The sequence below is a fragment of the Halomonas sp. SSL-5 genome (assembly GCF_030708455.1).
In the GTDB taxonomy this organism is placed as follows: domain Bacteria; phylum Pseudomonadota; class Gammaproteobacteria; order Pseudomonadales; family Halomonadaceae; genus Halomonas.
Map to the genome: position 1 here is coordinate 112,803 of NZ_JAUYWF010000002.1, position 25,336 is coordinate 138,138.

Sequence of the window (25,336 nt, forward strand, 5' to 3'; positions counted from 1 at the left end):
TGCGGATCGACATCGCCGCGCGTTTTTTATTGCGACGCGGAGGCCAGTTCGGCCAGCCGGCGCCGCAGGAAGCGGCGCTCCGGCTCCTGGGCGGTCAGCGCCAGGGCCCACTCATAGGCGAGCCGGGCCTGCCGAGGGTGGCCGGCACGGCGATGCAGGTCGGCCCGGGCGGCATGGAAGAGGTGGTAGTTGACGATCGCCTTGTGGGCCTCCAGCGCCTCCAGCAGGCGCAGGCCGGCCTCCGGGCCGTCACGCATGGCCACCGCCGCCGCCCGGTTGAGGGCGATCACCGGCGAGGGCTGCTGGCGATAGAGCGCCTCGTAGAGCATCACGATCCGTCCCCAGTCGGTCGCCTCGGCGCGGGACGCGCGGACATGCTCGGCGGCGATCGAGGCCTGCAGCGTGTAGGGGCCGGTGGGCGTCAGCGCCAGTGCCTGGCCGAGATGCACCATGCCATCGCGGATACGCCGCCGGTCCCAGCGGCCACGGTCCTGCTCCTCCAGGGGGACCAGCTCCCCGTCCGGGCCCTGGCGGGCCACGCGCCGAGCGTCGTGCAGCCACATCAGCGCCAGCAGGCCGTACACCTCCCCCTCCGGCAGCAGCCGGGCCAGCGCGTCCGCCAGCTCCATGGCCTCGGCCGAGAGGCTGACGTCGACCAGGGCATCGCCGGCACTCTGCGAGTAGCCCTCGTTGTACACCAGGTAGATCACCCGCAGGACATCGGGCAGTCGCCCCGGCAGCTCCCTGGCATCCGGCACCTCGTAGGGAATGCCGGCATCGCGAATCCGGCGCTTGGCCCGCACGATGCGCTGGGCCAGGGTGGCGGGCCGTTGCAGCAGCGCCCTGGCCACCTGCTCGGTGGTCAGCCCGCACATCTCGCGCAGGGTCAGGGCCACCCGCTCGTCCAGGGCCAGGCCGGGATGACAGCAGGTGAAGAGTAGCCTCAGCGGGTCATGCTGGATGCTGCGCTCGTCGAGGCTCGCCGCCGGCTCATCGGGCGCCACCAGATGTGCATGCTGGCGGGACGTCTGGCGGCGGCGAATCTGGTCGATGCCGCGCCGCTGGCCGGTGCGGATCAGCCAGGCGGCGGGATGCTCCGGCACCCCCTGCGCCGGCCACTGCTGTACGGCGGCCATGAAGGCCTCCTGGAGCGCCTCCTCCGCCAACTCGAAGTCGCCGAGCAGGCGAATCAGGGTCGCCAGCACCCGCCGCGAGTGCTGGCGGTAGATCACTTCGATGACGGCAGCATGGTTCATGACGGGAGTTGGCTCGGCCGGGATGCTCACTGCAAGCTTAGCCGCCAGGCGCGAGAACGCCGTAGGGGGAACGGCACGAGGTCAGCGGGGGCTTCATCGTCGATGAGCAGGAGCATCCCACCGGGCTGGAAGCCTGGCATGGAAACGCACGGAGATGGAAATCCGTGTGCGTCTGGACGACGCTTGACCAGATGCCGATCCACCCGCTCGGAGTGCGCCACCATGCCTCAATACCGCAACGACCCCACCCTCCCCGGCCTGCTGTTCCCGGGCAGCCATATGGTGATCGACGACGACTACGTCTTTCTGTCGGGGCTGAGCGCCGAGGATATCCAGGGCGGCGAGACCGTGCTCGGCAACATGGCCGAGGAGACTCGGCTGGTGATGCGGCGGATCCAGCGCATGCTGGTTTCCGCCGGCTGCGACATGGCGGACGTGGTGCGGGTCGACGTGCATATCACCGACCTCGACCTGATTCGTGAGATGGATGCCGCCTACGCCGAGTTCTTCGATGCCCACCGCTACCCGGCGCGCACCTGCACCGTGTCACCCCGACTCTACGGCGGCGCCCACGTCGAGATCACCGTGATGGCGCGCCGCCCGGCCGGCAGCCAGGCGCCGGGCAGCGTGGCGGACGCCGACTGACGTCCCAGGAAGCCCGGCGTGGTCAGCCGCGCTGCGCCGAGCCGCTGCGTGCGCGACAGGGGCCGAACAGGCAGGCGGCGAGCAGGATGATCCCGGCGACGGTGGCGATCATGCCGGCGGCGCTGAGCGAGGCCTCGAAGCCGAGCCAGCGTGGCGCCTCGCCGGCCAGCAGGTAGCCGGCCACCGCCGCCGCCACCGCGAAGCCCTGGCTCCAGGCGATCTGGGCACCGAGGCGGTTGGTCATCAGCCTTGCGGCGGCCGCCGGGCAGATGAACATGGCGATGACGATGATCGACCCCACCGCCTCGAAGGCGGCGATGGCCGCCACCGCCACCAGGGTCACCAGCAGCAGGTCGACCAATGCCGGGCGGGCCTGCAGGCTGGCGGCGAAGTCGGGATCGAAACTGGCCAGTACCAGCGGGCGGCGCATCACCACCACGAAGGCCACCACCAGCAGCCCTACCCAGGCGGCCCGGCCCAGCTGGGGCGGCAGGTCGGCCAGGGCTACCGGGTCGAACAGCGCGGCGAGGCCGGTGCCCTCGAACCAGATCAGGCTCTCCAGGTTGCCGTACAGGGCGTGTTCGACGTCCAGGTGCACCCCGCCGGCGCCGTGCCACTCCAGCAGCAGCACGCCCAGGGCGAACAGGCTGGTGAACACCACGCCCATGGCGGCGCTGCCCTCCACCCGGCCCAGGCGGCGTATCAGCTCGATCAGCACCACCGTCACCAGGGCGGCCACCCCGGCGCCCAGCATCATGGCCAGCGAGGCCAGGCTGCCGGTGATCAGGAAGCTGACCACGATGCCGGGCAGCGCCACATGGCTGATGGCATCGCCGATCAGGCTCTGGCGACGCAGCACCAGGAAGTTGCCGAGCAGCGCACAGGTCATCGAGATGATGATGGCGATCGTCAGCGGCACCAGGCTGAACATCATGAACTCGCTCATCGCGCCTCCTCCGGCGGCAGCTCCGCCTCCAGGGCCATGATGGCGTCCGCCGAGAGCACCTGGCCGATGGGCGTCAGGCCGGCGTGCTCGCGGTGCAGTGCATCATCCGGGTAGCGCCGGCGATAGAGCGCCCAGAGGCGCTCCTCATGCTCGGCGTCTCGCGCCGCCGCCTGGCCCGCCGGGGTAGCCACCCCATCGCGACGCACATGGCCGCGCCGCTGCAGCAGCTTGAGGGTCAGGCCATCGAAGATCGGCTCGTCGCGCCCCAGGGCGAGCAACCCTTGGCGAAGATGCACCCGGCGGCGCAGGCGACGATAGGCGAGCAGGGAAGCCAGCACACCGCGACGCGGCGAGAACAGGAAGGAGACCAGGAACAGGGAGAAGGCGGCGAGCACGATCAGCGGCCCGGTGGGCAGCCCCTCGCGCACGCTGGATAGTGATACGCCGAGATACCCCGACAACGCCCCGAGCAGCGCGGCCAGTGCCATCATGCGCATGGGCTGGTCGGTCCAGAAGCGTGCCGCCACCGGCGGGATGATGGTCAGCGCCACCACCAGGATCAGCCCGGTGACCTTGAGCCCGATCACCACTACCGCCATCAGGAGGAGGAGCAGCAGCAGGTCGAGCCTGCCGGTATCCAGGCCCTGGGTGCGGGCGAAGTCCGCGTCGAAGCACAGCAGCAGCAGGTCTCGGCGCCACACCAGCAGCGCCAGCAGCAGGCCTACGGCACAGGCGGCAATCAGCAACGCCTCGGAGTAGAGCATGCCGGCGGTGGCACCCACCAGATAGCCGGTCAGCCCAGACTGGCCGCGCACCGAGAGGGTCTGGATCACGGTGATCAGCACCACACCGAAGGCGAAAAAGGTGGAGAGCACGGCGCCGATGGCGGCGTCCTCCCCCAGCCGGGTGCGCTCGCTGATCCGCTGCACCAGCCACAGGCCCAGGGCGGCACTGGCCGCGGCGCCGGCCAGCAGCGCCGGCAGCACCCGGCCATCGCCCTGCCACACGCCCATGACCAGGAAGGCCAGCGCCAGCCCCGGCAGGGTGGAGTGGCTGATGGCATCGCTGACCAGGGCACGCTTGCGCAGCAGCACGAAGCTGCCCACCATGCCGGCGGCGGCGGCCAGCAGCATGGCGCCCACCGTCACCAGACTGGTGTTGTAGCCCAGGGTGAAGGTAAGCGCCCGCCACCAGGTTTCCATCATCATTGCCCCGCCTCTTCCTTGCGCACTTCTATCGGCGACTCGATGAGCCGTGCCAGCTGCACGGGGCTTAACCGACCGCCATAGGTGGCCTGCAGGTTTTCCTCGGTGAAGGCCTCGTCCACGGGGCCGGCGGCGATGCGCCGCACATTCATGAGCAGCACATGATCGAAATAGTCACGCACCGTGGCCAGGTCGTGGTGCACGCAGAGCAGGGTCCGCCCCTCGTCGCGCAGCGACTTGAGGACCTCGATGATCGCCGCCTCGGTGGCGGCATCGACCCCGGCGAAGGGCTCGTCGAGGATCGTGATGTCGGCCTCCTGGACCAGCGCCCTGGCCAGGAATACCCGTTGCTGCTGGCCTCCGGAGAGCTGGCCGATCTGACGTTCGGCGAACCCCTCCATGCCGACCCGGGCCAGGCTCTCCATGGCTCGCCGGCGCAGCCGCCGGGCACCGAACTGCCACCAGCGCAGGTCGCGGTAGAGCCCCATGCCCACCACGTCGATGACCCGGGCCGGAAAGTCCCAGTCGATGCTAGAGCGCTGGGGCACGAAGGCCAGATGGCGCATCTCCTGCTCGAGGGGACGGCCGAAGACCCGCACCTCGCCGGAGAGGCGCCGGGTGATGCCCAACGCCGCCTTGAGCAGGGTCGACTTGCCGGCGCCATTGGGGCCGATGATGGCACTCATGCTGCCCGGCGGCGTGATGAAGTCTACCGAGTGCACCACCGGACGGTGGTCATAGCTGACGGTGAGCCCCTGGATCGCCAGGGGGCTGGCGATCACCGCCTTGCCGAGTCGTGAATCGGGCATGGGTTACTCCTCCTCGGCAGAGCCTGGGTCGGCCTTGGCCAGGCGGCCCTGCCAGCCGGCCACCGGGGCGTCGCCGTCCAGTGCCCGGGCGATGGTGGTGACGTTGTGATCTAGCATGCCCAGCCAGCTGCCCTCGTAGCTGCCCTCGGGGCCCATGGCGTCGGAGAACAGCTCGCCACCGATGCGCACCTCGTGGCCCACGGCGGCGGCGCCCTCGATCAGCGCCCGGATGCTGCGCTCCGACACCGAGGTCTCGACGAAGATGGCGCCGATCTCGCGCTCCACCAGCAGGTCGACCAGGGTCTCGATACGCGAAAGCCCTGCCTCGCTCTCGGTGGAGAAGCCCTGGATGCCCAGCACCTCCAGCCCGTAGGCGTCGCCGAAGTAACCGAAGGCGTCGTGGGCGGTAACCAGCACGCGGGATTCCTCGGGAATGCTGGCGAGGACCTCGCGGGCATAGGCGTCAAGCCCCTCGAGCTCCTCCAGATACGCCTCGGCACCGGCCTCGAAGGCGGCGACACCATCGGGATCCAACTCGACCAGCGCATCGCGCACGGCGATGACAGAGTGGCGCCAACGCCCGGGGTCCATCCACACATGGGGGTCGGGCTGGTCGGGGTAGGCCTCATCGGCCAACAGCGCCTCCCGTGGCACCGTCTCGGCCACGGCAAATACCGGGCTCCGCCGACCCAGGCGCTCGAGCAGCTCGGCCAGCTGCACCTCGAGGTTCAGGCCGTTCCAGAACACGGCATCGGCGCGGGTCATGGCGACCACATCGCTGCGCGTCTGGCGGTAGAGGTGCGGGTCGACGCCCGGCCCCATCAGCCCCTGCACCTCGACCCGATCGCCGCCCACCTCCCGGACGATATCGGCAATCATGCCGGTGGTGGCGACCAGGCGCAGTGTCGACGCCTCTTCGGCGACGGCCTGTCCCCAGGAGAGCAGCGCGCACAGAGCGGCGATCGGGATCGACAGCGAACGGGGACTAGGCAAGGGGTTCTCCTCGGGTGGGCTCGATTGCCCCCTAGGGTACCGCGCCGGAGGGACTTTGCTAATGGCCACTTGTCGATCTCCCCGATAGCCTCGCGCATTTTCCCTGGCATGGCTGTCCTCTCTGACAGTGGCGGCGGTCAGTCTCGCTCCGCCAGGCGCGTGACGCGTTCAAGGGTCAGGCGTCGCCCCTCGTCGGGCGAGAAGGCGAAGCGCCCCTCGACCCGCACCGCTTCCCCCAGATGCGGGGCGATCTCGTCGTGGGGGAAGATCTCCACCCGATGCAGGTCCTCGTCCTCGATCCAGTAGTGCAGTGGCTCCTCGAAGCGGCGCACCACTCCCTGGGTGGCCACTCGGCTGCCGTCGTGGGTGGCCGGCTCGGCGGCCAGCACCGGCAGGGGCACCTCGGCCAGGCCCGGCTCGCCGCCGCAGCCGGCGAGCCAGGACACCAAGGGCAACAGCAGAAACAGAGAGAGCGCCGGCAAGCGATGCGTCATCGAGGACCTCGTGAAGGTGTCAGGGTAGCCGGTGGCATGGCGCCACCCTGACAGTCTAGATGCCCCGGCAGCCATTGGCCGGTCTCCCCGTCCCGCGCCGCGCCTGCTCATGGATCGCGGCCCCCTGCGGTCTGCGCTATGGTAGCGAATCGCCACTCATCGCCGGGAACCGCCATGCCACGCCGCCACCACGCCGCCCTTCTCCTCGCCGCGCTGCTGTGCGGCCAGACCGTCGCCCTGGCCGATGAGTGCCCCGCCGCCGGCGAGTGGCGGCGCCAGGGCGAGGCGGTGGCCCCGGACGCGCTTCTGCGCGAACTCGCCGAGCAGCGGGTCGTGCTGCTCGGTGAGCAGCATGAGCGCCTGGCCCACCATCGCTGGCAACTGCATACCCTGGCGGCGCTGCACGGCCATCAGCCGAACCTGGCGATCGGCCTGGAGATGCTGCCGCGGGAGGCCCAGCCGGCGCTGGATGCCTGGGTGGCCGGCGAGCTGGACGAGACGGCCTTCCTCGAGTCCAGCGACTGGCACGACGCCTGGGGCTACGACCCCGACCTCTACCTGCCGATCCTGCACTTCGCACGCATGCACCGCGTTCCACTGGTGGCGCTGAACGTCACCCCCGAGTTGCGCCGGCGTCTGGCCACGGAGGGCTGGGAGGAGGTGCCGGCGGCAGAGCGCCACGGCCTGACGGCGCCGGCGCCGGCCTCGCCCGAGTACCGCACCCTGCTCACCGAGACCTACGCCGAGCACCCCAGCGAAACCGCGGTCCCCGGAGGATTCGAGCGCTTCATCGATGCCCAGCTGGTGTGGGACCGCGCCATGGCCGAGGGACTGGCCGATGCCAGCGAGCACTCGCCGCTGGTGGTCGGACTGATGGGCGAGGGCCATGTGCGCCACGGCCATGGCGTTCCCCACCAGCTCGATGCCCTGGGTATCACGGCGCAGCGCACGCTGCTGGCCTGGTCGCCAGACCAGGAGTGCCCGCCCCCCGCGGCGATCGCCGACGCCCTGTTCGGCCTGGGCGACGAGGCGCGCCACGAGCCGGCGAGCCCCATGCGCCTGGGGGTGATGATCGTTCCGGACCCGGCGGGGGTGCGGGTGGCCCGGGTCGAGCCCGACAGCGTGGCCCAGGCGAGTGGCCTGCACGAGGATGACATCATCAGTGCCGCCGCCGGCAGGCCGCTGGGCTCCCCCGGCGAGCTGATCGACCTGGTACGCCGCCAGGCGCCCGGCACCCTGCTGCCGCTGGAGGTCGTTCGCGACGGTGAGATCCGCGAGCTCCTCGCCCGCTTCCCCGGCGAGGCTCCCTAGCGAGAAGGGACTGTCCCCGGATGGCCGGCACGTGCGATAGCTCGGGTGGCCGCTCGTCGGGGGGCGTGGCATCATGGCCGCCCCCTGCGAACCAACGAGGATGCCTAGACGCCATGCGCCCCCTGATCCGCCTCTTCTTCCGCGGCCTGCGCCTGCTGCTCGCACCGGTCGTGCTGATCGCCGAGAAACTCTCGACTCCCAAGGCCCTGGAGCGCTCCCCGGAGGCCCAGGCCGAGGTCGACCGCGCCTGTGAAGACCTCGCCCTCTACCAGTTCCGCAGCTGTCCCTTCTGCGTCAAGGTGCGCAAGGAGATCGCCCGCCTGGGTCTGCCCATCGAGACCCGCGACACCCGGCTCGACCCGGATCATCGCCGCGAGCTGGCCGAGGGCGGCGGACGCGTCAAGGTCCCCTGCCTGCGCATCGCCCACGCCGACGGCGAGATCGAGTGGCTCTACGAATCCGACGACATCAACGCCTGGCTGCAACGGCGCTTCGCCGTGGCCTGAGGCGCCCTCCTCTTCAGCAGCCCTTCGACGGCCCCTCCACCGGCCGGCTGGCCTTGCCGGGGCAGGCTGTCCCGCGCGACACCGGTGGACGTCGCCTGACCGGGCACCTACACCTAGGTCATGGAGACCACATCGGCGCCCACCGGCCGCGGCCCCCTGCCGGTGCTGCGCTTCCTGGGGCTGGTGTTGCTGGGTGCCGTCATCGGCGGCGTCGCGGCGCTGTGCGCCGCCGGCTTCGTGCGCGGCGTGCTTGTGCTCAACGAGCTGCTGCTGATCTCACCCCGCAGTCGCATGATGTTTCCCTGGCCCGAACTGCTGGCCCTGACCACCATCGCCGTGCCGACCCTGGGCGGGCTGATCGTCGGCCAGCTGCATCGCCACCTTCCCCAGGGACGCCCCCACACACCCGCCGACGCCATCGCCGCCGTCCAGACCCGGCGCGGTCGACTCCCGGCCAGGGAAGGGGGGATCTCCGCCCTGACCGCCATGATCTCCCTGGGGGCCGGCGCCTCGGTGGGTCAGTACGGCCCGCTGGTGCACCTGGGGGCCACCCTGGGCTCGCTGGGTGCTCGGCTGCTGCGCCTGGGCCGCTCCGACGACAACATCACCATCGCCTGCGGTGTGGCCGCGGCCATCGCCACCGCCTTCAATGCCCCGCTGGCCGGCATCGTCTTCGCCCATGAGGTGGTGCTGCGCCACTATGCGCTGCGTGCCTTCGCGCCCATCGCCGCGGCCGCCCTGGTCGGCCATGTGATCGCCACCCAGGCGCTCGCCCAGGGCGCCCTGTTCCATGTCGCCGAGACCGTGGTGCCACGGGCCTGGGAATTTGCACTGTTCGTGGCCATGGGGGGGCTGGGGGCCCTGCTGGCCGGGGCCTACATGCACGCCATCCTCGGCGTAGGCCGCCTCGCCCGGCGTCTGCCGCTGCGTCCCGACCTGCACCCCGCCCTGGCCGGTGCCCTGCTGGGGTCGGTGGCGTTGTGGGTGCCCGACATCCTCGGCATGGGCCAGGAGACGCTGCGCTTCGCCACCATCGCCGGTGCCTTCGGCGGGGGCGAGCTGCTGCTGGTGCTGGCTCTCAAGGTGGCGGCCACCGCCCTGTGCCTGGGCATGGGATTCAGTGGCGGCGTCTTCAGCCCCGCCCTGGTGATCGGCACGCTGTTCGGTGGGCTCTGCGGCAGCCTGGTGGCGGCCCTGGCCGGCGTCTCCCAGGAGACCTTCGTGTTCTATGCGGTATGTGGCATGGTCGCCGTCACCGCCCCGGTCATCGGCGCTCCGCTGACCAGCCTGCTGATCGTCTTCGAGCTCACCGGCAACTACGCCCTGACCACGGCGGCCCTGGCCAGCGTGACCCTGGCCAGCCCCATTGCGGCCCAGCTGTTTGGCCGCTCGCTGTTCGATATCCAGCTGCGCAACCGCGGGCTGGACCTCTCCTCCGGACGCGGCCAGGCGCTGCTGATGGACACCCGGGTGATCGACTACCTGACCCGGGAGTGCGTGATCCTCTCCCCCGAGGCCTCGCTGGACGAGGCCATCGCCACCCTGGCCCGTGAACGCCACGGCGAGGCCTACCTGGTGGACACCCAGGAGCGCTTCCATGGCTGCGTGACGCTGGCCGAGCTGGAGTCGGCGCGCCAAGCAGCGGGCGCGCACCGGGTGGGCGACTGCGTGGACGGCGAACGCCCGACGCTTCACTCCGGCACCACCCTGTGGGCGGCGATGGCGCTGCTCGAGGAGGTCACCGGCGAGGCCCTGGCGGTGGTCGACGAGGGCATCTTCCGCGGGGTGGTCTACGAGGTGCATATCGCCCGCGCCTACCTCCACCAGAGCGATGCGCTGCGCCGCGAGGAGCACGGCCATGGCTAGGACGTTTCGGACAACGCCTTGCCGCCTCGCCGCCGCCCTGTTGCTCCTGCTCGCCGGCACATCGGGGCTTCTCGCCGAGCCGCTGCGGGTGCTGAGCTGGGGCGGTGCCTACGAACGCGCCCAGCAAGAGGCGCTGTTCACCCCCTTCAGTGAAGCGCACGGCATCGAGGTCGAGGTACAGCGCTACGCCGGCGGCCTGGCCGAACTACGCCGGGCCGTGGCCGCTGGAGAGGTCCCCTGGGATGTGATCGACATGACCCGCAGCCAGGCCATGGCGGCCTGCGACGAGGGCCTGCTCGAACCCCTGCCGACGGATCTCGCCGCCCCGGCCCCGGACGGCCCCCCCGCCGAGCACGACTTCATGCCCGGGGCCATCGGCGACTGCGCGCTGACCCATACGCTGTTCGCGACGGTGGTGGCCTATCGCACCGACGCCTTCCCGGGACGCCGCCCTACGCGCATCGCCGACCTCTTCGATCAGCGACGCTTTCCGGGGCCCCGGGCGCTGCAGCGCACCCCGGCAGTCAACCTCGAGTGGGCGCTGCTCGCCCACGGCGTGCCTCGCGAGGAGCTCTACCGACTGCTGAGCACGCCGCGGGGCCTGGCCCTGGCGCTGGCGCGGCTGGATGCGCTGGAGGAGATCCGCTGGTGGGAGGATGGCGAAGCGCCCGTGCGCCTGCTCACCGAGGGCGAGGTAGTGATGGCCTCGGGCTACAACGGCCGCTTCTTCGATGCCATGGTCAACCGTGACCTGCCCATCGAGATCCTCTGGGATGGCCAGGTCCAGGAGCACGAGACCTGGGTGATTCCCCGCCACGCCGGCAATCCGGACACGGCACGGGCCTTCATCCGCTTCGCCACATCCACCGAGCGCCTCGTCGCCCTGGCCGAACGGATTCCCTACGGGCCGGCCCGCGCCTCGGCGGCCGAGCGGGTCGGCCGGCATCCCGACACGGGCGTGGACATGCGCCTGCACATCCCCACCCACCCGCTCAACGCCGAGGGCGCCATCGCCAAGGACGAGACCTGGTATGCGCGTACCCTGACGCGCATGGACGACTACTTCGCGGAGTGGCTGGAAGCTCGGCAAGCCCGCACCGGTGAGGCGCCAACGCCAACCGCCGGTGGTGACGACCAGCCGGTGGCGCCATGACAGCCACACCATGACCTCAAGCGGTGGCGGGGCGGCGTGCGCGGATCAGCAGGTTGCGTGGGGTGAGCTCGCGGTCGCAGAAGGTACCGATCTGGGCGTCATAGCCGGCCTCCTCGAGAAACACCAGGCGATCCAGCGCCAGCCACACCTCCAGGGGTCGCCGGAACAGGTGGCGTACAAGCTCCAGGCGTGCCACCTCGGCCTGGCGGCGCCACCCCGATGCCTCGAGGCCCGCCCAGTCGCTGTCGTCGGGCAGCGCGATTCCCTTCTGCTCGGCGGCCCAGTGACAGAAGTCGACGAAGCTCCCGGGCATGCGGCCATAGGCCAGGCTGGGCACCGGCAGGTAGTCATCCTGGCCGCGCACCGCCCGCTGCAGCCGGTCGAAACCCAGCCGCCAGGCATTGGCCCGCTGGCGATGGCGCTGCACATGGCGCGGGGCGGTGACCGTCTCCTGCACCGCCATGGCCAGATCCTCCCGGGACAACGACAGGTGATGCCGCGCCATGCCGTCGGCACCGAGACGCGAGAGCGGCCGGTAGCCTGCATCGGCGGTACGCTGATAACAGCAGGGGGCCAGGGTCAGCGCGCTGCCGGCGGCTACCGCCTGCTCCAGCAGGCGGCGGTGCAGGTCGCCGCAAGCGTGCAGCGCGCTGACATGGGTGGTCGGGGTCAGCCAGCACGCGACATCCGCTGCCATGACATCCTGCTGGACCAGCGTGAGAGGGACGTCCTGTGCCTCGGCCAGCGCCGCGCCACCGTCGCAGAGCGCCGCATCCCACTCCAGCGCGCTGACCTCGACCCCATGCCGGCGCGCCAGGGTGCGGGCCAGGTGTCCCTTGCCGGCACACCACTCCAGGGGCCTGTCGCCCGCGGCCAGGCGCACCCTGGGCAGGAAGGCCTCGATCTGGCGCCACTTGCGACCCCCGACATGGGTCGCCCAGCCCTGCGCAAGCGTCTCGCCCTCGCCCGGCAACTGCGGCAGGCTGGCCAGTCCCTCGAGCTCCGCGACCGGCAGCCATGCGGCCAGGGGGGGGTCGGTGAAGGGGGCATCCTGCAGGCGCGACACCTCGGCATCGGAGAGCGCCAGCAGCGCCTCAACCATGGCGGGCCACTCGGCCTGCCAGGGCAGCCGAGGGTGCTGGAAGGGCAGCGGCTGCCACAGCGGTTGCCAGGCGGCGAGCAGCTCGGTCAGACGCTCAAGGCGACGGCGGGCATCGTCGCTGGTGTTCATGGACTCTCTCCTTCAGGTTCGGCGCTTCCCCGCCGATCCGGGGACGCCATTGTGGCATAGCCTCGGCGACGTGCCAGCGCCTGACCCTCGGCGCCGGCGAGTGGCGACGAGTGGCGGCTGATGCCGAGCCAACGCTGTGGCATCATCAAGACTCCCTTTCGAGACAAGGAGCCCTGCCGTGCCCCAGATCATCACCCCAGACATCTGTGACGCCCACCCCGAGGTACGCGCACTCGATCCGCTGTTCATCAACTTCGGCGGCCGCGAGGCCTTCTGCGGCCCGATCCGCACCGTCAAGTGCTTCGAGGACAACTCCCTGGTCAAGCAGGCCGTGGCCGAGCCCGGTGAGGGCGCCGTGCTGGTGGTGGATGCCGGCGGATCACAGCGCTGTGCCATGCTCGGCGACATGCTGGCCGAGCAGGCGGCCGGCAACGGCTGGAGCGGCGTGATCCTGTACGGCTGCGTGCGCGACGTCGATGTGCTGGCGGAGACCGACCTCGGCGTGCAGGCACTCGGTGCCCATCCGCGCAAGAGCGAGAAGCGTGGCGAAGGGCAGCGCGATATCCCGGTGACCTTCGCCGGCGTCACCCTCGCCCCCGGCGAGTGGCTCTACGCCGACAACAACGGCATCCTGGTGGCCGAGGCGCGCCTGCCCCTGGAGGGCTGAGCCCGCCCCGCCGCCCTTGCCCAGGTCAGGCGGCGGGTGTCACCCTGCCCCCATGAAAGCGATATCGAGCCCGCCATGCTGGCCCTCTCGCGGCTGAGTCGAGACGTCCTGCGCAGCCTGCGCGAGCACCTGCGCCCGCTGGTGGCCTATCACCTGTTCTTTACCCTGCTGGCCTCCAGCCTGCTGCTGCCGGCGGTAGCCTGGAGCCTGGCCCACCTCGTGGGTCGCTTCGGCCGCACCGTGATCAGCAATGCCGAGCTCATCGACCTGCTGGTCAGCCCCGCCGGCACGCTGTGGCTGCTGGCCGCCACCGGACTCACCTTCCTGGTGCTCTACCTGCAGCAGGCGGGCATGATCCTGGTGGCGGCACGACCCCGCGACCATCACCTGCGACTGGCCTTCGAGGCGCTGTGGTGGACCCTGCATCGCCTGCCGGCCCTGGCCGGGCTGGTGGTGGTTCAGGTGGGTACCCACCTGCTGCTGGTGCTGCCGGTGGCGTTCGCCCTGGTCTGGCTGCATGGTGCCCTGCTCGGCGGCCTCGACCCCTACTATGTGCAGCGCGTGCGGCCGCCGGCGCTGTGGCAGTTCCTCGCCCTGGCCGTGCCGCTGGTGACCGCCTGGGCGTGGCTCGCCGCCTCCCTCTATGTGCGCTGGATCCTGGCCCTGCCGCTGGTGGCGCTGGAGACACTCTCGCCGCGCCGGGCCCTGGCGCGCAGCGGCGAGCTCACCCGCGGCAACCGTCGCCCCATCGCCGTGGTCACCCTCGCCCTGCTGGCGATGATCGTGACCCTGCCGATACTCGCCACGCTGATCTTCGACCGGCTGTTCACACCGCTGCTTTGGTGGCTGCCGGAGCGCCATGCGGTCCTGGTGCCCGCCACCCTCGCCTACCTGACCGCCTACGTGCTGGTGACCCTGGCCATCACCTTCGCCGGGATCGCCGCCAACGCGCTGCTCTCGGCCTGCCTCTACCTGCGCCTGGCCCACCGCGAGCCACGCCCCGCCCCACCACCCGCCGATGCCCATCCCGGGCGCCTGGCCTGGGCGGTGGAGCTCGGCGTGGTGTGCTTCGCCCTGTGGCAGGCGTGGCTGATCGTCAACAGCTTCACGCTGCGCGACGAGGTCGCGGTGATCGCCCACCGCGGCAGCTCCCTGGTTGCCCCCGAGAACACCCTGCCGGCGATCCAGCGTGCCCTGGACGACGGGGCGGACATGGTCGAACTGGATGTGCGCCTCACCGCCGACGAGCAGGTGGTGCTCTATCACGACGGCACCCTGCAACGCCTGACCGGCGATCCGCGTCGGCTGGGCGAGCTCGAGCGCGAGGCGCTGGCCGGCATCGATGTGGGCAGCTGGTTCGGGGACGCCTATGTGGGCGAGCGGATTCCCGGCCTGGATGACGCCCTGGCAGCCGTCCGCGGCCGCAGCGGTCTGATGATCGACCTGAAGACCGATCCCGGCCGCGAGGTGGCGCTGGTGGAGGCGGTCGTCGAGGCGCTGGTCGCCGAGCAGGCGGAGCGCCGACGCTGCCTGGCCGAGGCGGTGGTGGACCGGCAGGTCCGGGCCTGCGGCGACCCCGACCTCTTCGCCGAGACGCGCCTGGCCACCACCTCGCCGACGCTGGCGCGAACGATCCGTTCACGCCACCCCGAACTGCGCGTGACCCTGCTGGCCCAGCTGATCCTGCCCGGCACCCTGGAGCGCCGGAGCCTGGACGCGCTGGGCCTGCGCCATAACCGTATCGATGAGCGCGAGGTCAGCCTGGCGGGACGCTACGGCTACGAGTTGCACGCCTGGACCATCAACGACCGGACGCGGATGTCACAACTGATCGACCTGGGCGTCGACGCCATCATCACCGACCGCCCGGCCCTGCTCGCGGCGCTGGTCGCCGAGCGCCGCGAGCTCGGCGACGGCGCCCTGCTGCTGATCAAGCTGCGCAACTGGCTACGCCATTAATCGCCCATGACCACCCCTTCCCGGCGCGGGTCGGCGCCGCCGAAGAAGCCCTCGCCCACCACCTGGATCGCCTGCAGCCCGCTGACCAGCTCGCGCTCGCTGACCTCGTGGCCGCGCGCGGCCAGGCCCTCGAGGGTAGCCGCCGGGAAGCGGCCCTGCTCCAGGTAGACCGGCCCTCCCAGGGTGATGGCGTGGGGCAGGTCGAGCGCCTCCTGGGCGTCAAGCCCCCAGTCCTGCATCGCCACCAGTGACTTCGCTGTGTAGTGGATGATCGCCGCGCCACCGGCGGAGCCCAGGCTCGCCATCAGGTCGCCGCGTTCCTCGCCATCGCGGGCGAAGACCAGGGTCGGGCTCATGCTGGAGCGCGGCCGCTTGCCGGCCTCGACGCGGTTGGCGATGGGCTGCCCCTCGGCGTCCTCGGGGGTGAAGGAGAAGTCGGTGAGCTCGTTGTTGAGCAGGTAGCCGCCGGGCAGGCCGGTGCCGCCATCGGCCATGATCCGCGAGCCGAAGGCCTGCTCGATGGTGGTGGTCATGGCCAGGGCGTTGCCCTGTTCGTCGACGATGCTGATATGGCTGGTGCCGTACTCCGGCTGCTGGGGGTGCTGGCCCCAGGCGGTGTCGAGCACGCCGGGGGTGCCGGGCTTCGCGCCGCCGCTGCCCAGGCTCTGCTCGCCGACCCGCTCGGCCCGCTTGGCGAGGTAGTCGGGGGCCAGCATGCTCGACCAGTCGCCGTCGGGGGCGTCGACGAAGGCGGGGTCGGCGATGTAGCGGCCGCGGTCGGCGAAGGCCAGGCGAGCGGCCTCGAGGAAGGGGTGCAGCCACGCCTCGCTCGGCACCCCGTCGACCAGCGGTTCTTCGACATCCGGCAGCGCCTCGAGGATGCCGAGGATCTGCATCACGGTGAGGTGCCCCGAGGAAGGTGGCGGGAAGCCGCATACCACATAGGCCTGCCAGGGGGTGCAGAGCGGCGCACGCTGCTTGGCCTCGTAGGTTGCCAGATCCTCGCGGGTGAGCGTGCCGGAGCGCTCGGGGTGCCCCTGGACCCGCAGCACCAGGTCGTGGGCGACGGCGCCGGTGTGCAGCGCCGAGCTGCCCCCCTCGGCTACCTGACGCAGGATCTCGGCCAGCGCCGGGTTGCGCAGGGTCTCGCCGGCCGCCAGGGGCTCGCCGTCGGGGTAGTAGAAGGGGCCAGCCTGGGGATCGTCGCGCAGGCGTTCCTCGCCGGCGAGGCTAGCGGCCAGGCGCGGGCTCACCGTGAAGCCCTCCTCGGCGAGACGAATGGCCGGCGCGAAGAGCTCGGCCCAGGGCAGCACGCCGTGCTGCTTATGCGCCATCTCGAGCATGCGCAGGGTGCCGGGCACCCCCACCGAGAGGCCGCTGGCGGCGGCATCCAGGAACGCGAGGGGCTCGCCCTCCGCGTCGAGAAACAGGCTGCCGTCGACGGCGTCCGGGGCGGCCTCGCGGCCATCGAAGGCGGCCACCTCCTCGCCGTCGTAGTGGACCAGGAAGGCGCCGCCGCCGATGCCGCTGGACTGGGGCTCGACCAGGTTGAGTACCATCTGCACGGCGATGGCGGCGTCGATGGCACTCCCCCCGGCCTTGAGCACCTGATAGCCGGCATCGGTGGCCAACGGGTTGGCGGCGGCCACGGCGAAGCGCTCGGTGGCCCAACCGGGCTTCTCCTCGCTCTCTGACGACACCTCGGGGGCGATGGCGGGAATGTCGTAGGTGAAGGCGGTGTCCGCCTGGCCGGCCAGGGGCAGGCCGAGCACCAGGGCGGCGACGAGCGGCGCGAGCTGGCGGCGACGGTGGTTGGAGGGGGGCAGCGTCATGGGACAGGCTCCTTGTCGTGGCGGGTGGCCAGGCACTGAGCCTCTCAGCATAGACGAAGGACGCCCGGTCGACGGGGGTCGACCGGGCGCCATTGGCCTATCGCTCATCAGCTCGGAACTTGCCTGGCGTAGGACCTCCTCTACGGCTTGTCCCCAGCGCTCCTCGTATTTACCCCAGGGTTTCCCCGGCGAGCATGAACCAGGTCTCGAGTACCGCATCCGGGTTGAGGGAGACCGAATCGATGCCCTGCTCCATCAGCCACTTGGCCAGGTCCGGGTGATCCGAGGGGCCCTGACCGCAGATGCCGATGTACTTGCCCTGGGCCTTGCAGGCCTGGATGGCCATGGCCAGCAGCTTCTTGACCGCCGGATTCCGCTCGTCGAAGAGGTGGGCGACGATGCCGGAGTCGCGGTCGAGGCCCAGGGTCAGCTGGGTGAGGTCGTTGGAGCCGATGGAGAAGCCGTCGAAGTACTCGAGGAACTCATTGGCGAGCAGGGCGTTGGCCGGCAGCTCGCACATCATGATCACCTTGAGGCCGTTGTCGCCGCGCTTGAGGCCATTGGCCGCCAGCAGGTCGATCACCTCGCTGGCCTCCTCGGTGGTGCGCACGAAGGGCACCATGATCTCGACGTTGTCCAGACCCATCACCTCGCGCACCCGCTTGAGCGCCCGGCACTCCAGTTCGAAGCAGGCGCGGAAGGCATCGGAGATGTAACGCGAGGCACCGCGGAAGCCGAGCATGGGGTTCTCCTCCCCCGGCTCGTAGAGCTTGCCGCCGATCAGGTTCTCGTACTCGTTGGACTTGAAGTCCGACAGGCGCACGATCACCCGCTCCGGATAGAAGGCCGCGGCCAGGGTGCTGATGCCCTCGACCAGCTTGTCGACGTAGAAGTCCACGGGGCTCGAGTAGCCGGCGATGCGCAGGTCGATGGTCTGCTGCAGGTCCTCGGGCAGGGTGTCGTACTCGAGCAGCGCCTTGGGGTGCACGCCGATCATGCGGTTGATGATGAACTCCAGGCGCGCCAGGCCGACGCCGGCGTTGGGCAGCCCGGCGAAGCCGAAGGCACGGTCGGGGTTGCCGACGTTCATCATGATCTTGAAGGGGATATCGGGCATGGCGTCGACGCTGGTCACGGTGCGATCGAAATCGAGCAGGCCCTCGTAGACGTGACCGGTGTCGCCCTCGGCGCAGGAGACGGTGACATCGCGGCCATCGGCGAGCACCTCGGTGGCGTCGCCACAGCCCACCACGGCGGGGATGCCGAGCTCGCGGGCAATGATCGCCGCGTGGCAGGTGCGCCCGCCGCGGTTGGTGACGATGGCCGAGGCACGCTTCATGATCGGCTCCCAGTCGGGATCGGTCATGTCGGTGACCAGGACATCGCCGGGATTGACCTTCTCCATATCGCTCGGCGAGGCCACTACCCTGACCGCTCCGCGCCCGATACGCTGGCCGATGGCGCGGCCGCTGACCAGGTTGCGCCCCTTCTCCTTGAGCTGAAAGCGCTCCAGCTTGCCCCCCTCCTGCTGGGAGACCACGGTCTCGGGACGCGCCTGGACGATATAGAGTTCACCGTCGTCGCCGTCCAGCGCCCACTCGATGTCCATGGGTCGCTGGTAGTGCTGCTCGATGGTCACCGCCTGGCGCGCCAGGGCCATCACCTGTTCGTCATTGATGCAGAAGCGGCCGCGCTCCTTGAGCGGGACGTCCACGGTCTCCACCGACTTGCCGGCGCTGGCCTCCTGGCCGTAGACCATCTTGATCAGCTTGGAGCCCAGGTTGCGGCGCAGCACCGCCGGGCGGCCGGCGGCCAGGGTGGGCTTGTGAACATAGAACTCGTCGGGGTTCACCGCGCCCTGCACCACCGTCTCACCCAGGCCCCAGGAGGCGGTGACGAACACCGCGTCGCGGTAGCCGGATTCGGTGTCCAGGGTGAACATCACGCCGGAGGCACCGGTCTCGGAGCGCACCATCTTCTGGATGCCGGCGGAGAGCGCCACGTTCTCGTGGGCATAGCCGCGATGGACCCGATAGGAGATGGCGCGGTCGTTGAACAGCGAGGCAAACACCTCGTGCACGGCGCGCTTGATGTTGTCGAAGCCCTCGATGTTGAGGAAGGTCTCCTGCTGGCCGGCGAAGGAGGCATCGGGCAGGTCCTCGGCGGTGGCCGAGGAGCGTACCGCCGCCTTGAGGTTGGGGTGCTGGGCGAGCAGCGTGTCATAGGCGCTGCGCAGGTGCTGCTCGAAGGTCGGCGGCAGGGGGGTATCGATCACCCACTGGCGGATCTGGGCGCCGACCCGCGCCAGTTCGGTGACGTCGTCCACGTCCAGCGTGGCCAGTGCCTGGTTGATGCGCTCGTTGAGCCCCTCGTGGGAGAGAAATTCGCGGTAGGCGTGGGCGGTGGTGGCGAAGCCGCCGGGCACGGTGACACCGGCGCCAGCCAGGTTGGAGATCATCTCGCCGAGCGAGGCGTTCTTGCCACCCACGCGCTCGACATCGTCCATGCCCAGTTCATCGAACCACAGAATATAATCGTCCACGGGACCCCCTTGGCTTGCGACGACGGATCGTCATGCCGGCAGGCATGACGGGATGCTGGCGACTCTACCAAGCGGTGACCATATTCGCCATTGGTCTAACAGCGAAGTCACTGGAGGATTTTTACAACAGACGGGCGTTTTCGGACATTCATGTAGTCTGCAAACTACCGGGAGGCTTGTCGGGCGGGTACCCCGGCACCGACAATGGCGGCCTTTCCCTGCCAAAGCGACGCCGCCATGACCCGTACCGCCTTCTTCATCTCCGACGGCACCGGTATCACCGCCGAGAGCCTGGGCCGCAGCCTGCTGGCCCAGTTCGAGAACGTCGAGATCCGCATGCTCACCAAGCCCTATATCGACACCCTCGAGAAGGCCCACAATCTGGTGGAGATCATCAACGGCGTGGCGGTACGCGACGGCGAGATGCCGATCATCATCGACACCATCGTCGACAGCAATATCCGTCAGATCATCAGCGACGCGGAAGGCTTCAATATCGACATCTTCTCGACCTTCCTCGAGCCACTGGAGCAGGAGCTCAAGACCCACTCCAGCTACACCGTGGGGCGCACCCACTCCATCGGCAAGGATGAGGCCTATATGGACCGCATCCAGTCGGTGCACTTTGCGCTGGACAATGACGATGGCGCCCGTACCCACCAGTACGACAAGGCCGACGTGATCCTGATCGGCGTCTCGCGCTGCGGCAAGACCCCTACCTCGCTCTACCTGGCCCTGCAGTTCGGCATCCGCGCGGCCAACTATCCCCTCACCGAGGATGACCTCGACGAGGACGGCACCCTCAAGCTGCCCAAGGCGCTGGCGCCCCATCGCCACAAGCTGTTCGGCCTGACCATCGACCCCAGGCGGCTGGCGGCGATCCGCCACGAGCGCCGACCCAACAGCCGTTACAGCTCCATGGACCAGTGCATGCAGGAGGTGGGCCAGGCCGAGGGGCTCTACCGCCAGCTACATATCCCCTTTATCGACACCACCCGTTTCTCGGTGGAGGAGATCTCCACCCGGATGATCGCCGAGATGGGGCTGATGAGGCGATTTTCGCCGAGGTAATGCTGTCACAGCCGCGGCTTTCCCGGGGTCAGGCCTTCGCGGAGGCGCTGTGAACCCTTCCCTGGGCGCTACCGACGCCTTCCCTGGCGTAGGACCTCCGCTACGGCCTGGCCCCGGCGCCGCTAACTGGCTGTACTACCGGACCACCCCCGCCCGCCTGAGCCTGGCGATATCCTCCGCGGTGAGCCCCATCTCGGCCAGCAGGGCATCGCTGTCCTGGCCCAGGCGAGGCGGGGCCACCTCGCTGGTGGCGGAGGCGCCGTCGAAGCGCAGCGGGTTGGCCACCTGGGGTACCTCGAGATCGCCACGCTTGAGGACACGGTGCATCTGGCGATGCTGCACCTGGGGATCCTCGAACACCTCGCTGACGCTGTTGATGGGCCCGGCGGGGATGCCGCGCGCCTCCAGCTCACCCAGCCACTCGTCCCGGGGCCGGGTGGCCAGTATCGCCTGGATCATCGGCACCAGCACCTCGCGGTTGCCGACCCGGGCGGCGTTGGTGGCATAGGCGGGATCCCGCGCCCACTCGGGATGGCCCAGCAGTGCGGCGAAGCGGGCGAACTGGGCATCATTGCCCACGGTGAGCACCAGGTGGCCGTCGGCACAGTCGAAGGCCTGGTAGGGCACGATATTGGGATGGGCGTTGCCGTGGCGCTCGGGGTCCTGGCCGCTGACCAGGGCGTTGAGGGCCTGGTTGGCCAGGGTGGCCACCTGGACGTCGAGCAGCGCCACGTCCACATGGCGGCCGACGCCGGTGCCAGCACGCTCCTGCAGCGCCGCCAGCACGCCCACCGTGGCGTAGAGGCCGGTCATCACATCGGTGATCGCCACTCCGGTCTTCATGGGCATGGCGTCGGCTTCGCCGGTCAGGCTCATCAGCCCGCCCATGGCCTGGATCATGAAGTCGTAGCCGGCGCGGTGGGCATAGGGGCCGTCCTGTCCGAAGCCGGTGATGGAGCAGCCGATCAACCGCGGGTTGTCGGCGTGCAGGCTGGCGTAGTCGAGGCCGTACCTGGCCAGGCCACCGACCTTGAAGTTTTCGAGCAGGATATCGGCGCCCGCCGCCAACCGGCGCACCAGCGCCTGGCCCTCCTCGGTGGCGATATCCACGGCCAGGGAGTGCTTGCCGCGGTTGGCACAGAGGTAGTAGGCGGCGACCTTGTCGCGCTCGCTCTCCTCCGCCAGCCACGGCGGTCCCCAACCGCGGGTGTCGTCGCCGCGGCTGGGGTGTTCGATCTTGATCACCCGGGCCCCCAGGTCGGCGAGCAGCTGGCCCGCCCAGGGGCCGGCCAGCACCCGCGACATGTCGAGCACCGTGATGCCATCCAGTGGTCCACTCATCTCGAGCTCCTTGCTCACTCTCAGCTCACTCGGGCTGATCCGGCAACCCGCCTGCGGGGAGGCGCTGTGAATACCTCCCTGTACGCTACCGATTCCTTCCCTGGAATCGGACCTCCCCTTCGGCTGGTTCCCGGCGCCCTCGTCAGACGCATGTCATGACCTACCGGCTTAACCGGTAAAGGCCTGCAAGCCGGTCTGGGAACGGCCGAGGATCAGGGCGTGGACGTCGTGGGTGCCCTCGTAGGTGTTGACCGCCTCGAGGTTCATCACGTGGCGGATCACATGGTACTCATCGCTGATGCCGTTGCCGCCGTGCATGTCGCGGGCGACGCGGGCGATGTCCAGCGCCTTGCCGCAGTTGTTGCGCTTGATCAGCGAGATCGCCTCCGGCACCAGCTGGCCGTCGTCGATCATGCGCCCGACGCGCAGCGCGGCCTGCAGGCCCAGGGTGATCTCGGTCTGCATGTCGGCGAGCTTCTTCTGGATCAGCTGGTTGGCGGCCAGGGGGCGGCCGAACTGCTTGCGCTCCAGGGTATAGTCGCGGGCCGCATGCCAGCACGCCTCGGCGGCGCCCATGGCGCCCCAGGCGATGCCGTAGCGGGCGCGGTTGAGACAGGAGAACGGCCCCTTGAGTCCCTTGACGCCGGGCAGGCGCTGCTCGTCGGAGACCTCCACGTCCTGCATGGCAATCTGGCCGGTGATGGAGGCGCGCAGGCTGAACTTGCCCTCGATCTTGGGCGCGGAGAGCCCCTTCATGCCCTTCTCGAGGATGAAGCCGTTGACGACCCCCTCGTCATCCCGGGCCCAGACCACGAAGACATCGGCGATGGGCGAGTTGGTGATCCAGATCTTGGTGCCGTTGAGGCGCCAGCCGCCATCGGTGCGGGTGGCCCGGGTGCTCATGCCGCCGGGATCGGAACCGTGGTCCGGCTCGGTGAGGCCGAAGCAGCCTACCCACTCGCCGCTGGCCAGCTTCGGCAGGTACTTCTCGCGATGCTCCTCGCTGCCGAAGGCGTGGATGGGGTACATCACCAGGCTCGACTGCACGCTCATGGCGCTGCGATAACCGGAGTCGACCCGCTCCACCTCGCGGGCGATCAGGCCATAGCTGACATAGTTGAGCCCGGCACAGCCGTAGCCGTCGATGGTGGCGCCGAGCAGCCCCAGCTCGCCCATCTCGTTCATGATCTCGCGATGGAAGATCTCGTGGCGGTTGGCCTCGAGGATCCGCGGCAACAGCTTCTCCTGGCAGTAGTCGCGGGCGGTCTGGTGGACCATGCGCTCCTCTTCCGAGAGCTGGTCGACGAGGCGGAAGGGGTCGTCCCAGGTGACGGGGGTGATCTGGCTCATGGCGGACTCCTGTGGGGTGGCGGCTCTATAATGTCTACATTTTTTTCAAATGTAGACCACTAGCACCACCCTGCCAAGCCCCGATGGAGAAAAAACGCCCCTCAACGATAGCGGGAAAGCACCACCCGGATCTGCCACCAGGCGACCAGGGCCATCAGCAGGTTGGCGGCGAGCATGCCGGCGAAGATGCCGGTGGTGCCGGCCAGCCGACCGCCCAGCCAGGCCAGGGGCACGCTGAGCACGAAGAGCCGCACCACCGAGAGGCGCATGGCGCGGGCCGGGCGATGCAGGGCGTTGCACGACGAGACCGCCAGGATCACCACCCCCTGGGCCCCCAGGCCCAGGGGCACCAACCACAGGAAGTGGCGCAGTACCTCACCCACCGCCTCGCGCTCGGCGTAGCCCGCTACCAGCCAGGGCGCCAGCATCTGCAGCAGGGCCCACACCAGCAGCTGCCAGAGCAGCACGAACAGGAAGCAACCGAGGATGGCACGGCGTACCCGGTCGTACTGGCCGGCGCCGGCGTTCTGGCTGACCAGCGGCGAGAGAGTCATGGAGAGCCCCAGCACGGCGATCTGGGCGAACGCCTCGATGCGGGTGCCGACACCGAAGCCGGCCACGGCATCGTGGCCGTGGCCGGCGACGATGCGCGTCAGCAGGCCCATGGCCAGCGGGGTGAACACGCTGGTCAGGGCCGCGGGGCCGGCGATACGCCCCAGCTCCTGCCACGACTCGAGAAGCCCACGCCGGGTCAGGCCGGCGACGTCGAAGAGGCCGCTCAGTTCGCGCTGGAAGACCAGGGTCACCGCCATCAGGCCCCAGCTCAACACCGTGGCCAGCGCCGCCCCGGACACTCCCATGGCGGGTATCGGCCCCACGCCGAAGATCAGCCACCAGTCGAGCACCACGTTGACCAGGGCGGCCAGCGCCATCATCAGCCCCTGGGTGACGGTGTTACCGTGGGCACGCAGCAGGCTGTTGAGCACCCGGGGCACGATCATCGCCGCCGCGCCGAAGTACCAGACGCCCATGTAGTCGCGAATATGCGGCATCAGGGTGGCGTCGGCCCCCAGCAGACGGAACAGCGGCTCCAGGGTGGCAAGGCCCAGCAGTGTCATCAGCAGGCCGACGACGAGGCCCATCAGGGCGGCGTCGGTGGCGCGGCGCCGCACCGCTTCGAAGTCGCCCTGCCCCAGCCGTCGCGCCACCACCGCCGAGGTGCCGATCCCCAGGCCGATCGCCAGGCTGATCACGGTGAAGACCACCGGGAAGGTGAACGACACCGCCGCCAGGGGTTCGGTGCCCAGCCGCGAGATGAACCAGGTATCCACCAGGTTGAAGCTCAGCATGGCGATCATTCCACCGATCACCGGCAGGGTCTTGCGCAGCAGGGTGGCGGCGATGGGGCCTTCCAGCAGTTCGCGGCGGGCGGGGCGAGGCGGCGCGGCGGTGTGGGATGCGCTCATGGGGGCCTACTTGGTATCGATGTAGCGATGATCGTTGAAGGTCGCCACCCAGTGCGGGTGATAGACCAGCAGGATGCTCATCAGCATGCCGGTAATGAATGCCTCGGAGGGCATCAGCAGCGGCAGGAAACGGGCATACTCCATGGCCTGGTAGAGGGCGTGGGCATCGCTGGCACCGAGCAGCATCAGCCCCACCGCGGAGAGCCCCGCCGCCAGCGTGGAGAGGGCGGCGCCGAAGAAGCCGCAGACGAACAGGAACACCATCAGGTTGTCGGGCAGGAAGCGATCCACCAGTCGCCAGATGATCACCATGGTCAGCGCCGGCATGACACCGGTGACCAGCAGATTCACCCCCAGCAGCGGCCAGGCGACCCGGCCCGTCACCACCATCGCCAGGTTGATCAGCAGCAGGGAGAGCAGCGCCAGGGGCGCCTTGAACACCAGCACCAGCAGCGCGGTAAACATCAGGTGCAGGGTCAGCCAGTCCACCGCCTGGGCGCGCAGCTGCCACATCAGCAGCACCGCCACGCTGGCGGCCAGCCAGCGGTGCTGCAGCCCGCTGTCGGCGAGCAGGGCCCGCCAGGGACGCTGCAGCAGGGCCAGGGCCATCACGCCGAAGGCGATCAGCGAGGCGCTGACCAGCAGCCAGGGGGCCAGCACCGCATCGGAAAAGGACATGGACGCCTCCCGCCC

21 protein-coding genes are annotated in these 25,336 nt (G+C 69.7%); 8 read left to right on the forward strand and 13 right to left on the reverse strand.

Annotation, left to right across the window (positions count from 1 at the left end):
• Positions 1-26 precede the first annotated feature (26 nt).
• Entirely contained in the window at positions 27-1,256 is a 1,230-nt protein-coding gene (locus RAN53_RS02425) for an RNA polymerase sigma factor (protein ID WP_305795230.1), read from the reverse strand.
• Positions 1,257-1,478: 222 nt separating this feature from the next.
• On the opposite strand from RAN53_RS02425, the gene RAN53_RS02430 reads away from it, so the two are divergent.
• Complete coding sequence (locus RAN53_RS02430; protein ID WP_305795231.1) at positions 1,479-1,901, forward strand: RidA family protein; 423 nt, start codon at positions 1,479-1,481, stop codon at positions 1,899-1,901.
• Positions 1,902-1,923: 22 nt separating this feature from the next.
• Here the strand turns inward: RAN53_RS02430 and RAN53_RS02435 are convergent, their stop codons facing one another.
• The 5 genes from RAN53_RS02435 to RAN53_RS02455 all read right to left on the reverse strand — a co-directional run bounded on the left by RAN53_RS02435 (position 1,924) and on the right by RAN53_RS02455 (position 6,348).
• Positions 1,924-2,847, reverse strand: a complete 924-nt coding sequence (locus tag RAN53_RS02435) for a metal ABC transporter permease (RefSeq protein ID WP_305795232.1) — start codon at positions 2,845-2,847, stop codon at positions 1,924-1,926.
• The gene (locus RAN53_RS02440; RefSeq protein WP_305795233.1) at positions 2,844-4,055 is read right to left on the reverse strand and encodes a metal ABC transporter permease; all 1,212 of its coding nucleotides are present in this window, start codon (positions 4,053-4,055) and stop codon (positions 2,844-2,846) included. Before RAN53_RS02440 ends, RAN53_RS02435 begins: the two co-directional genes overlap by 4 nt.
• Positions 4,052-4,861, reverse strand: coding sequence for a metal ABC transporter ATP-binding protein (locus RAN53_RS02445; RefSeq protein WP_305795234.1), 810 nt, complete (start codon positions 4,859-4,861; stop codon positions 4,052-4,054). The genes RAN53_RS02440 and RAN53_RS02445 overlap by 4 nt, the downstream gene beginning before the upstream one ends.
• Positions 4,862-4,864: 3 nt before the next feature.
• Positions 4,865-5,854: a metal ABC transporter solute-binding protein, Zn/Mn family gene (locus tag RAN53_RS02450; protein ID WP_305795235.1), complete on the reverse strand. Its 990-nt coding sequence runs from the start codon at positions 5,852-5,854 to the stop codon at positions 4,865-4,867.
• A 137-nt stretch (positions 5,855-5,991) separates the two neighbouring features.
• On the reverse strand, positions 5,992-6,348 hold the full coding sequence (locus RAN53_RS02455; RefSeq protein WP_305795236.1) for a hypothetical protein: 357 nt from the start codon (positions 6,346-6,348) through the stop codon (positions 5,992-5,994).
• Between the two features lie 174 nt (positions 6,349-6,522).
• On the opposite strand from RAN53_RS02455, the gene RAN53_RS02460 reads away from it, so the two are divergent.
• From RAN53_RS02460 to RAN53_RS02475, 4 genes are all read left to right on the forward strand, one after another.
• Entirely contained in the window at positions 6,523-7,659 is a 1,137-nt protein-coding gene (locus RAN53_RS02460; RefSeq protein ID WP_305795237.1) for a ChaN family lipoprotein, read from the forward strand.
• 113 nt (positions 7,660-7,772) lie between these two features.
• Positions 7,773-8,165, forward strand: a complete 393-nt coding sequence (locus RAN53_RS02465) for a glutaredoxin family protein (RefSeq protein ID WP_305795238.1) — start codon at positions 7,773-7,775, stop codon at positions 8,163-8,165.
• Between the two features lie 120 nt (positions 8,166-8,285).
• Entirely contained in the window at positions 8,286-10,031 is a 1,746-nt protein-coding gene (locus RAN53_RS02470) for a chloride channel protein (protein WP_305795239.1), read from the forward strand.
• On the forward strand, positions 10,024-11,184 hold the full coding sequence (locus RAN53_RS02475) for an extracellular solute-binding protein (RefSeq protein WP_305795240.1): 1,161 nt from the start codon (positions 10,024-10,026) through the stop codon (positions 11,182-11,184). The genes RAN53_RS02470 and RAN53_RS02475 overlap by 8 nt, the downstream gene beginning before the upstream one ends.
• A gap of 16 nt (positions 11,185-11,200) precedes the next feature.
• Here RAN53_RS02475 and RAN53_RS02480 read toward each other — a convergent pair whose 3' ends face one another.
• Entirely contained in the window at positions 11,201-12,415 is a 1,215-nt protein-coding gene (locus tag RAN53_RS02480) for a methyltransferase (RefSeq protein WP_305795241.1), read from the reverse strand.
• Positions 12,416-12,593: 178 nt separating this feature from the next.
• On the opposite strand from RAN53_RS02480, the gene rraA reads away from it, so the two are divergent.
• A complete protein-coding gene (gene rraA / locus RAN53_RS02485) occupies positions 12,594-13,082 on the forward strand; it encodes a ribonuclease E activity regulator RraA (RefSeq protein WP_305795242.1) in 489 nt (162 codons plus the stop codon).
• A gap of 75 nt (positions 13,083-13,157) precedes the next feature.
• Positions 13,158-15,041 (forward strand): glycerophosphodiester phosphodiesterase family protein, encoded by a 1,884-nt coding sequence (locus RAN53_RS02490; RefSeq protein WP_305795446.1) that lies wholly within the window; start codon positions 13,158-13,160, stop codon positions 15,039-15,041.
• Here the strand turns inward: RAN53_RS02490 and RAN53_RS02495 are convergent.
• Together RAN53_RS02495 and ppsA are read right to left on the reverse strand one after the other, a co-directional pair.
• A complete protein-coding gene (locus RAN53_RS02495) occupies positions 15,038-16,873 on the reverse strand; it encodes a gamma-glutamyltransferase family protein (protein ID WP_305795243.1) in 1,836 nt (611 codons plus the stop codon). The genes RAN53_RS02490 and RAN53_RS02495 overlap by 4 nt on opposite strands.
• 169 nt (positions 16,874-17,042) lie before the next feature.
• Complete coding sequence (ppsA, locus tag RAN53_RS02500) at positions 17,043-19,415, reverse strand: phosphoenolpyruvate synthase (RefSeq protein ID WP_305795244.1); 2,373 nt, start codon at positions 19,413-19,415, stop codon at positions 17,043-17,045.
• A 237-nt stretch (positions 19,416-19,652) separates the two neighbouring features.
• On the opposite strand from ppsA, the gene RAN53_RS02505 reads away from it, so the two are divergent.
• Entirely contained in the window at positions 19,653-20,486 is an 834-nt protein-coding gene (locus RAN53_RS02505) for a pyruvate, water dikinase regulatory protein (RefSeq protein ID WP_305795245.1), read from the forward strand.
• Between the two features lie 135 nt (positions 20,487-20,621).
• On the opposite strand, the gene RAN53_RS02510 is transcribed toward RAN53_RS02505, so the two are convergent.
• The 4 genes from RAN53_RS02510 to RAN53_RS02525 all read right to left on the reverse strand — a co-directional run bounded on the left by RAN53_RS02510 (position 20,622) and on the right by RAN53_RS02525 (position 25,321).
• On the reverse strand, positions 20,622-21,827 hold the full coding sequence (locus tag RAN53_RS02510) for a CaiB/BaiF CoA transferase family protein (protein ID WP_305795246.1): 1,206 nt from the start codon (positions 21,825-21,827) through the stop codon (positions 20,622-20,624).
• 168 nt (positions 21,828-21,995) lie between these two features.
• Positions 21,996-23,177 carry an acyl-CoA dehydrogenase gene (locus RAN53_RS02515; RefSeq protein WP_305795247.1) on the reverse strand — a complete coding sequence of 394 codons (1,182 nt, stop codon included), beginning with the start codon at positions 23,175-23,177 and terminating at the stop codon, positions 21,996-21,998.
• A gap of 101 nt (positions 23,178-23,278) precedes the next feature.
• Entirely contained in the window at positions 23,279-24,643 is a 1,365-nt protein-coding gene (locus RAN53_RS02520) for an MATE family efflux transporter (protein WP_305795248.1), read from the reverse strand.
• A 6-nt stretch (positions 24,644-24,649) separates the two neighbouring features.
• Entirely contained in the window at positions 24,650-25,321 is a 672-nt protein-coding gene (locus tag RAN53_RS02525; RefSeq protein WP_305795249.1) for an energy-coupling factor ABC transporter permease, read from the reverse strand.
• Positions 25,322-25,336: the final 15 nt, after the last annotated feature.

Excerpts from the sequence above, each read along its gene's own strand:
- RAN53_RS02470 (WP_305795239.1), top strand. The coding sequence starts at position 8,286 with ATGGAGACCACATCGGCGCCCACCGGCCGCGGCCCCCTGCCGGTGCTG.
- RAN53_RS02435 (WP_305795232.1), bottom strand. The coding sequence starts at position 2,847 with ATGAGCGAGTTCATGATGTTCAGCCTGGTGCCGCTGACGATCGCCATC.
- RAN53_RS02520 (WP_305795248.1), bottom strand. The coding sequence starts at position 24,643 with ATGAGCGCATCCCACACCGCCGCGCCGCCTCGCCCCGCCCGCCGCGAA.
- RAN53_RS02515 (WP_305795247.1), bottom strand. The coding sequence starts at position 23,177 with ATGAGCCAGATCACCCCCGTCACCTGGGACGACCCCTTCCGCCTCGTC.
- RAN53_RS02495 (WP_305795243.1), bottom strand. The coding sequence starts at position 16,873 with ATGACGCTGCCCCCCTCCAACCACCGTCGCCGCCAGCTCGCGCCGCTC.
- RAN53_RS02475 (WP_305795240.1), top strand. The coding sequence starts at position 10,024 with ATGGCTAGGACGTTTCGGACAACGCCTTGCCGCCTCGCCGCCGCCCTG.
- RAN53_RS02510 (WP_305795246.1), bottom strand. The coding sequence starts at position 21,827 with ATGAGTGGACCACTGGATGGCATCACGGTGCTCGACATGTCGCGGGTG.
- RAN53_RS02505 (WP_305795245.1), top strand. The coding sequence starts at position 19,653 with ATGACCCGTACCGCCTTCTTCATCTCCGACGGCACCGGTATCACCGCC.
- RAN53_RS02455 (WP_305795236.1), bottom strand. The coding sequence starts at position 6,348 with ATGACGCATCGCTTGCCGGCGCTCTCTCTGTTTCTGCTGTTGCCCTTG.
- RAN53_RS02445 (WP_305795234.1), bottom strand. The coding sequence starts at position 4,861 with ATGCCCGATTCACGACTCGGCAAGGCGGTGATCGCCAGCCCCCTGGCG.
- RAN53_RS02460 (WP_305795237.1), top strand. The coding sequence starts at position 6,523 with ATGCCACGCCGCCACCACGCCGCCCTTCTCCTCGCCGCGCTGCTGTGC.
- RAN53_RS02425 (WP_305795230.1), bottom strand. The coding sequence starts at position 1,256 with ATGAACCATGCTGCCGTCATCGAAGTGATCTACCGCCAGCACTCGCGG.
- RAN53_RS02440 (WP_305795233.1), bottom strand. The coding sequence starts at position 4,055 with ATGATGATGGAAACCTGGTGGCGGGCGCTTACCTTCACCCTGGGCTAC.
- RAN53_RS02525 (WP_305795249.1), bottom strand. The coding sequence starts at position 25,321 with ATGTCCTTTTCCGATGCGGTGCTGGCCCCCTGGCTGCTGGTCAGCGCC.
- RAN53_RS02465 (WP_305795238.1), top strand. The coding sequence starts at position 7,773 with ATGCGCCCCCTGATCCGCCTCTTCTTCCGCGGCCTGCGCCTGCTGCTC.
- RAN53_RS02490 (WP_305795446.1), top strand. The coding sequence starts at position 13,158 with ATGCTGGCCCTCTCGCGGCTGAGTCGAGACGTCCTGCGCAGCCTGCGC.
- RAN53_RS02480 (WP_305795241.1), bottom strand. The coding sequence starts at position 12,415 with ATGAACACCAGCGACGATGCCCGCCGTCGCCTTGAGCGTCTGACCGAG.
- RAN53_RS02430 (WP_305795231.1), top strand. The coding sequence starts at position 1,479 with ATGCCTCAATACCGCAACGACCCCACCCTCCCCGGCCTGCTGTTCCCG.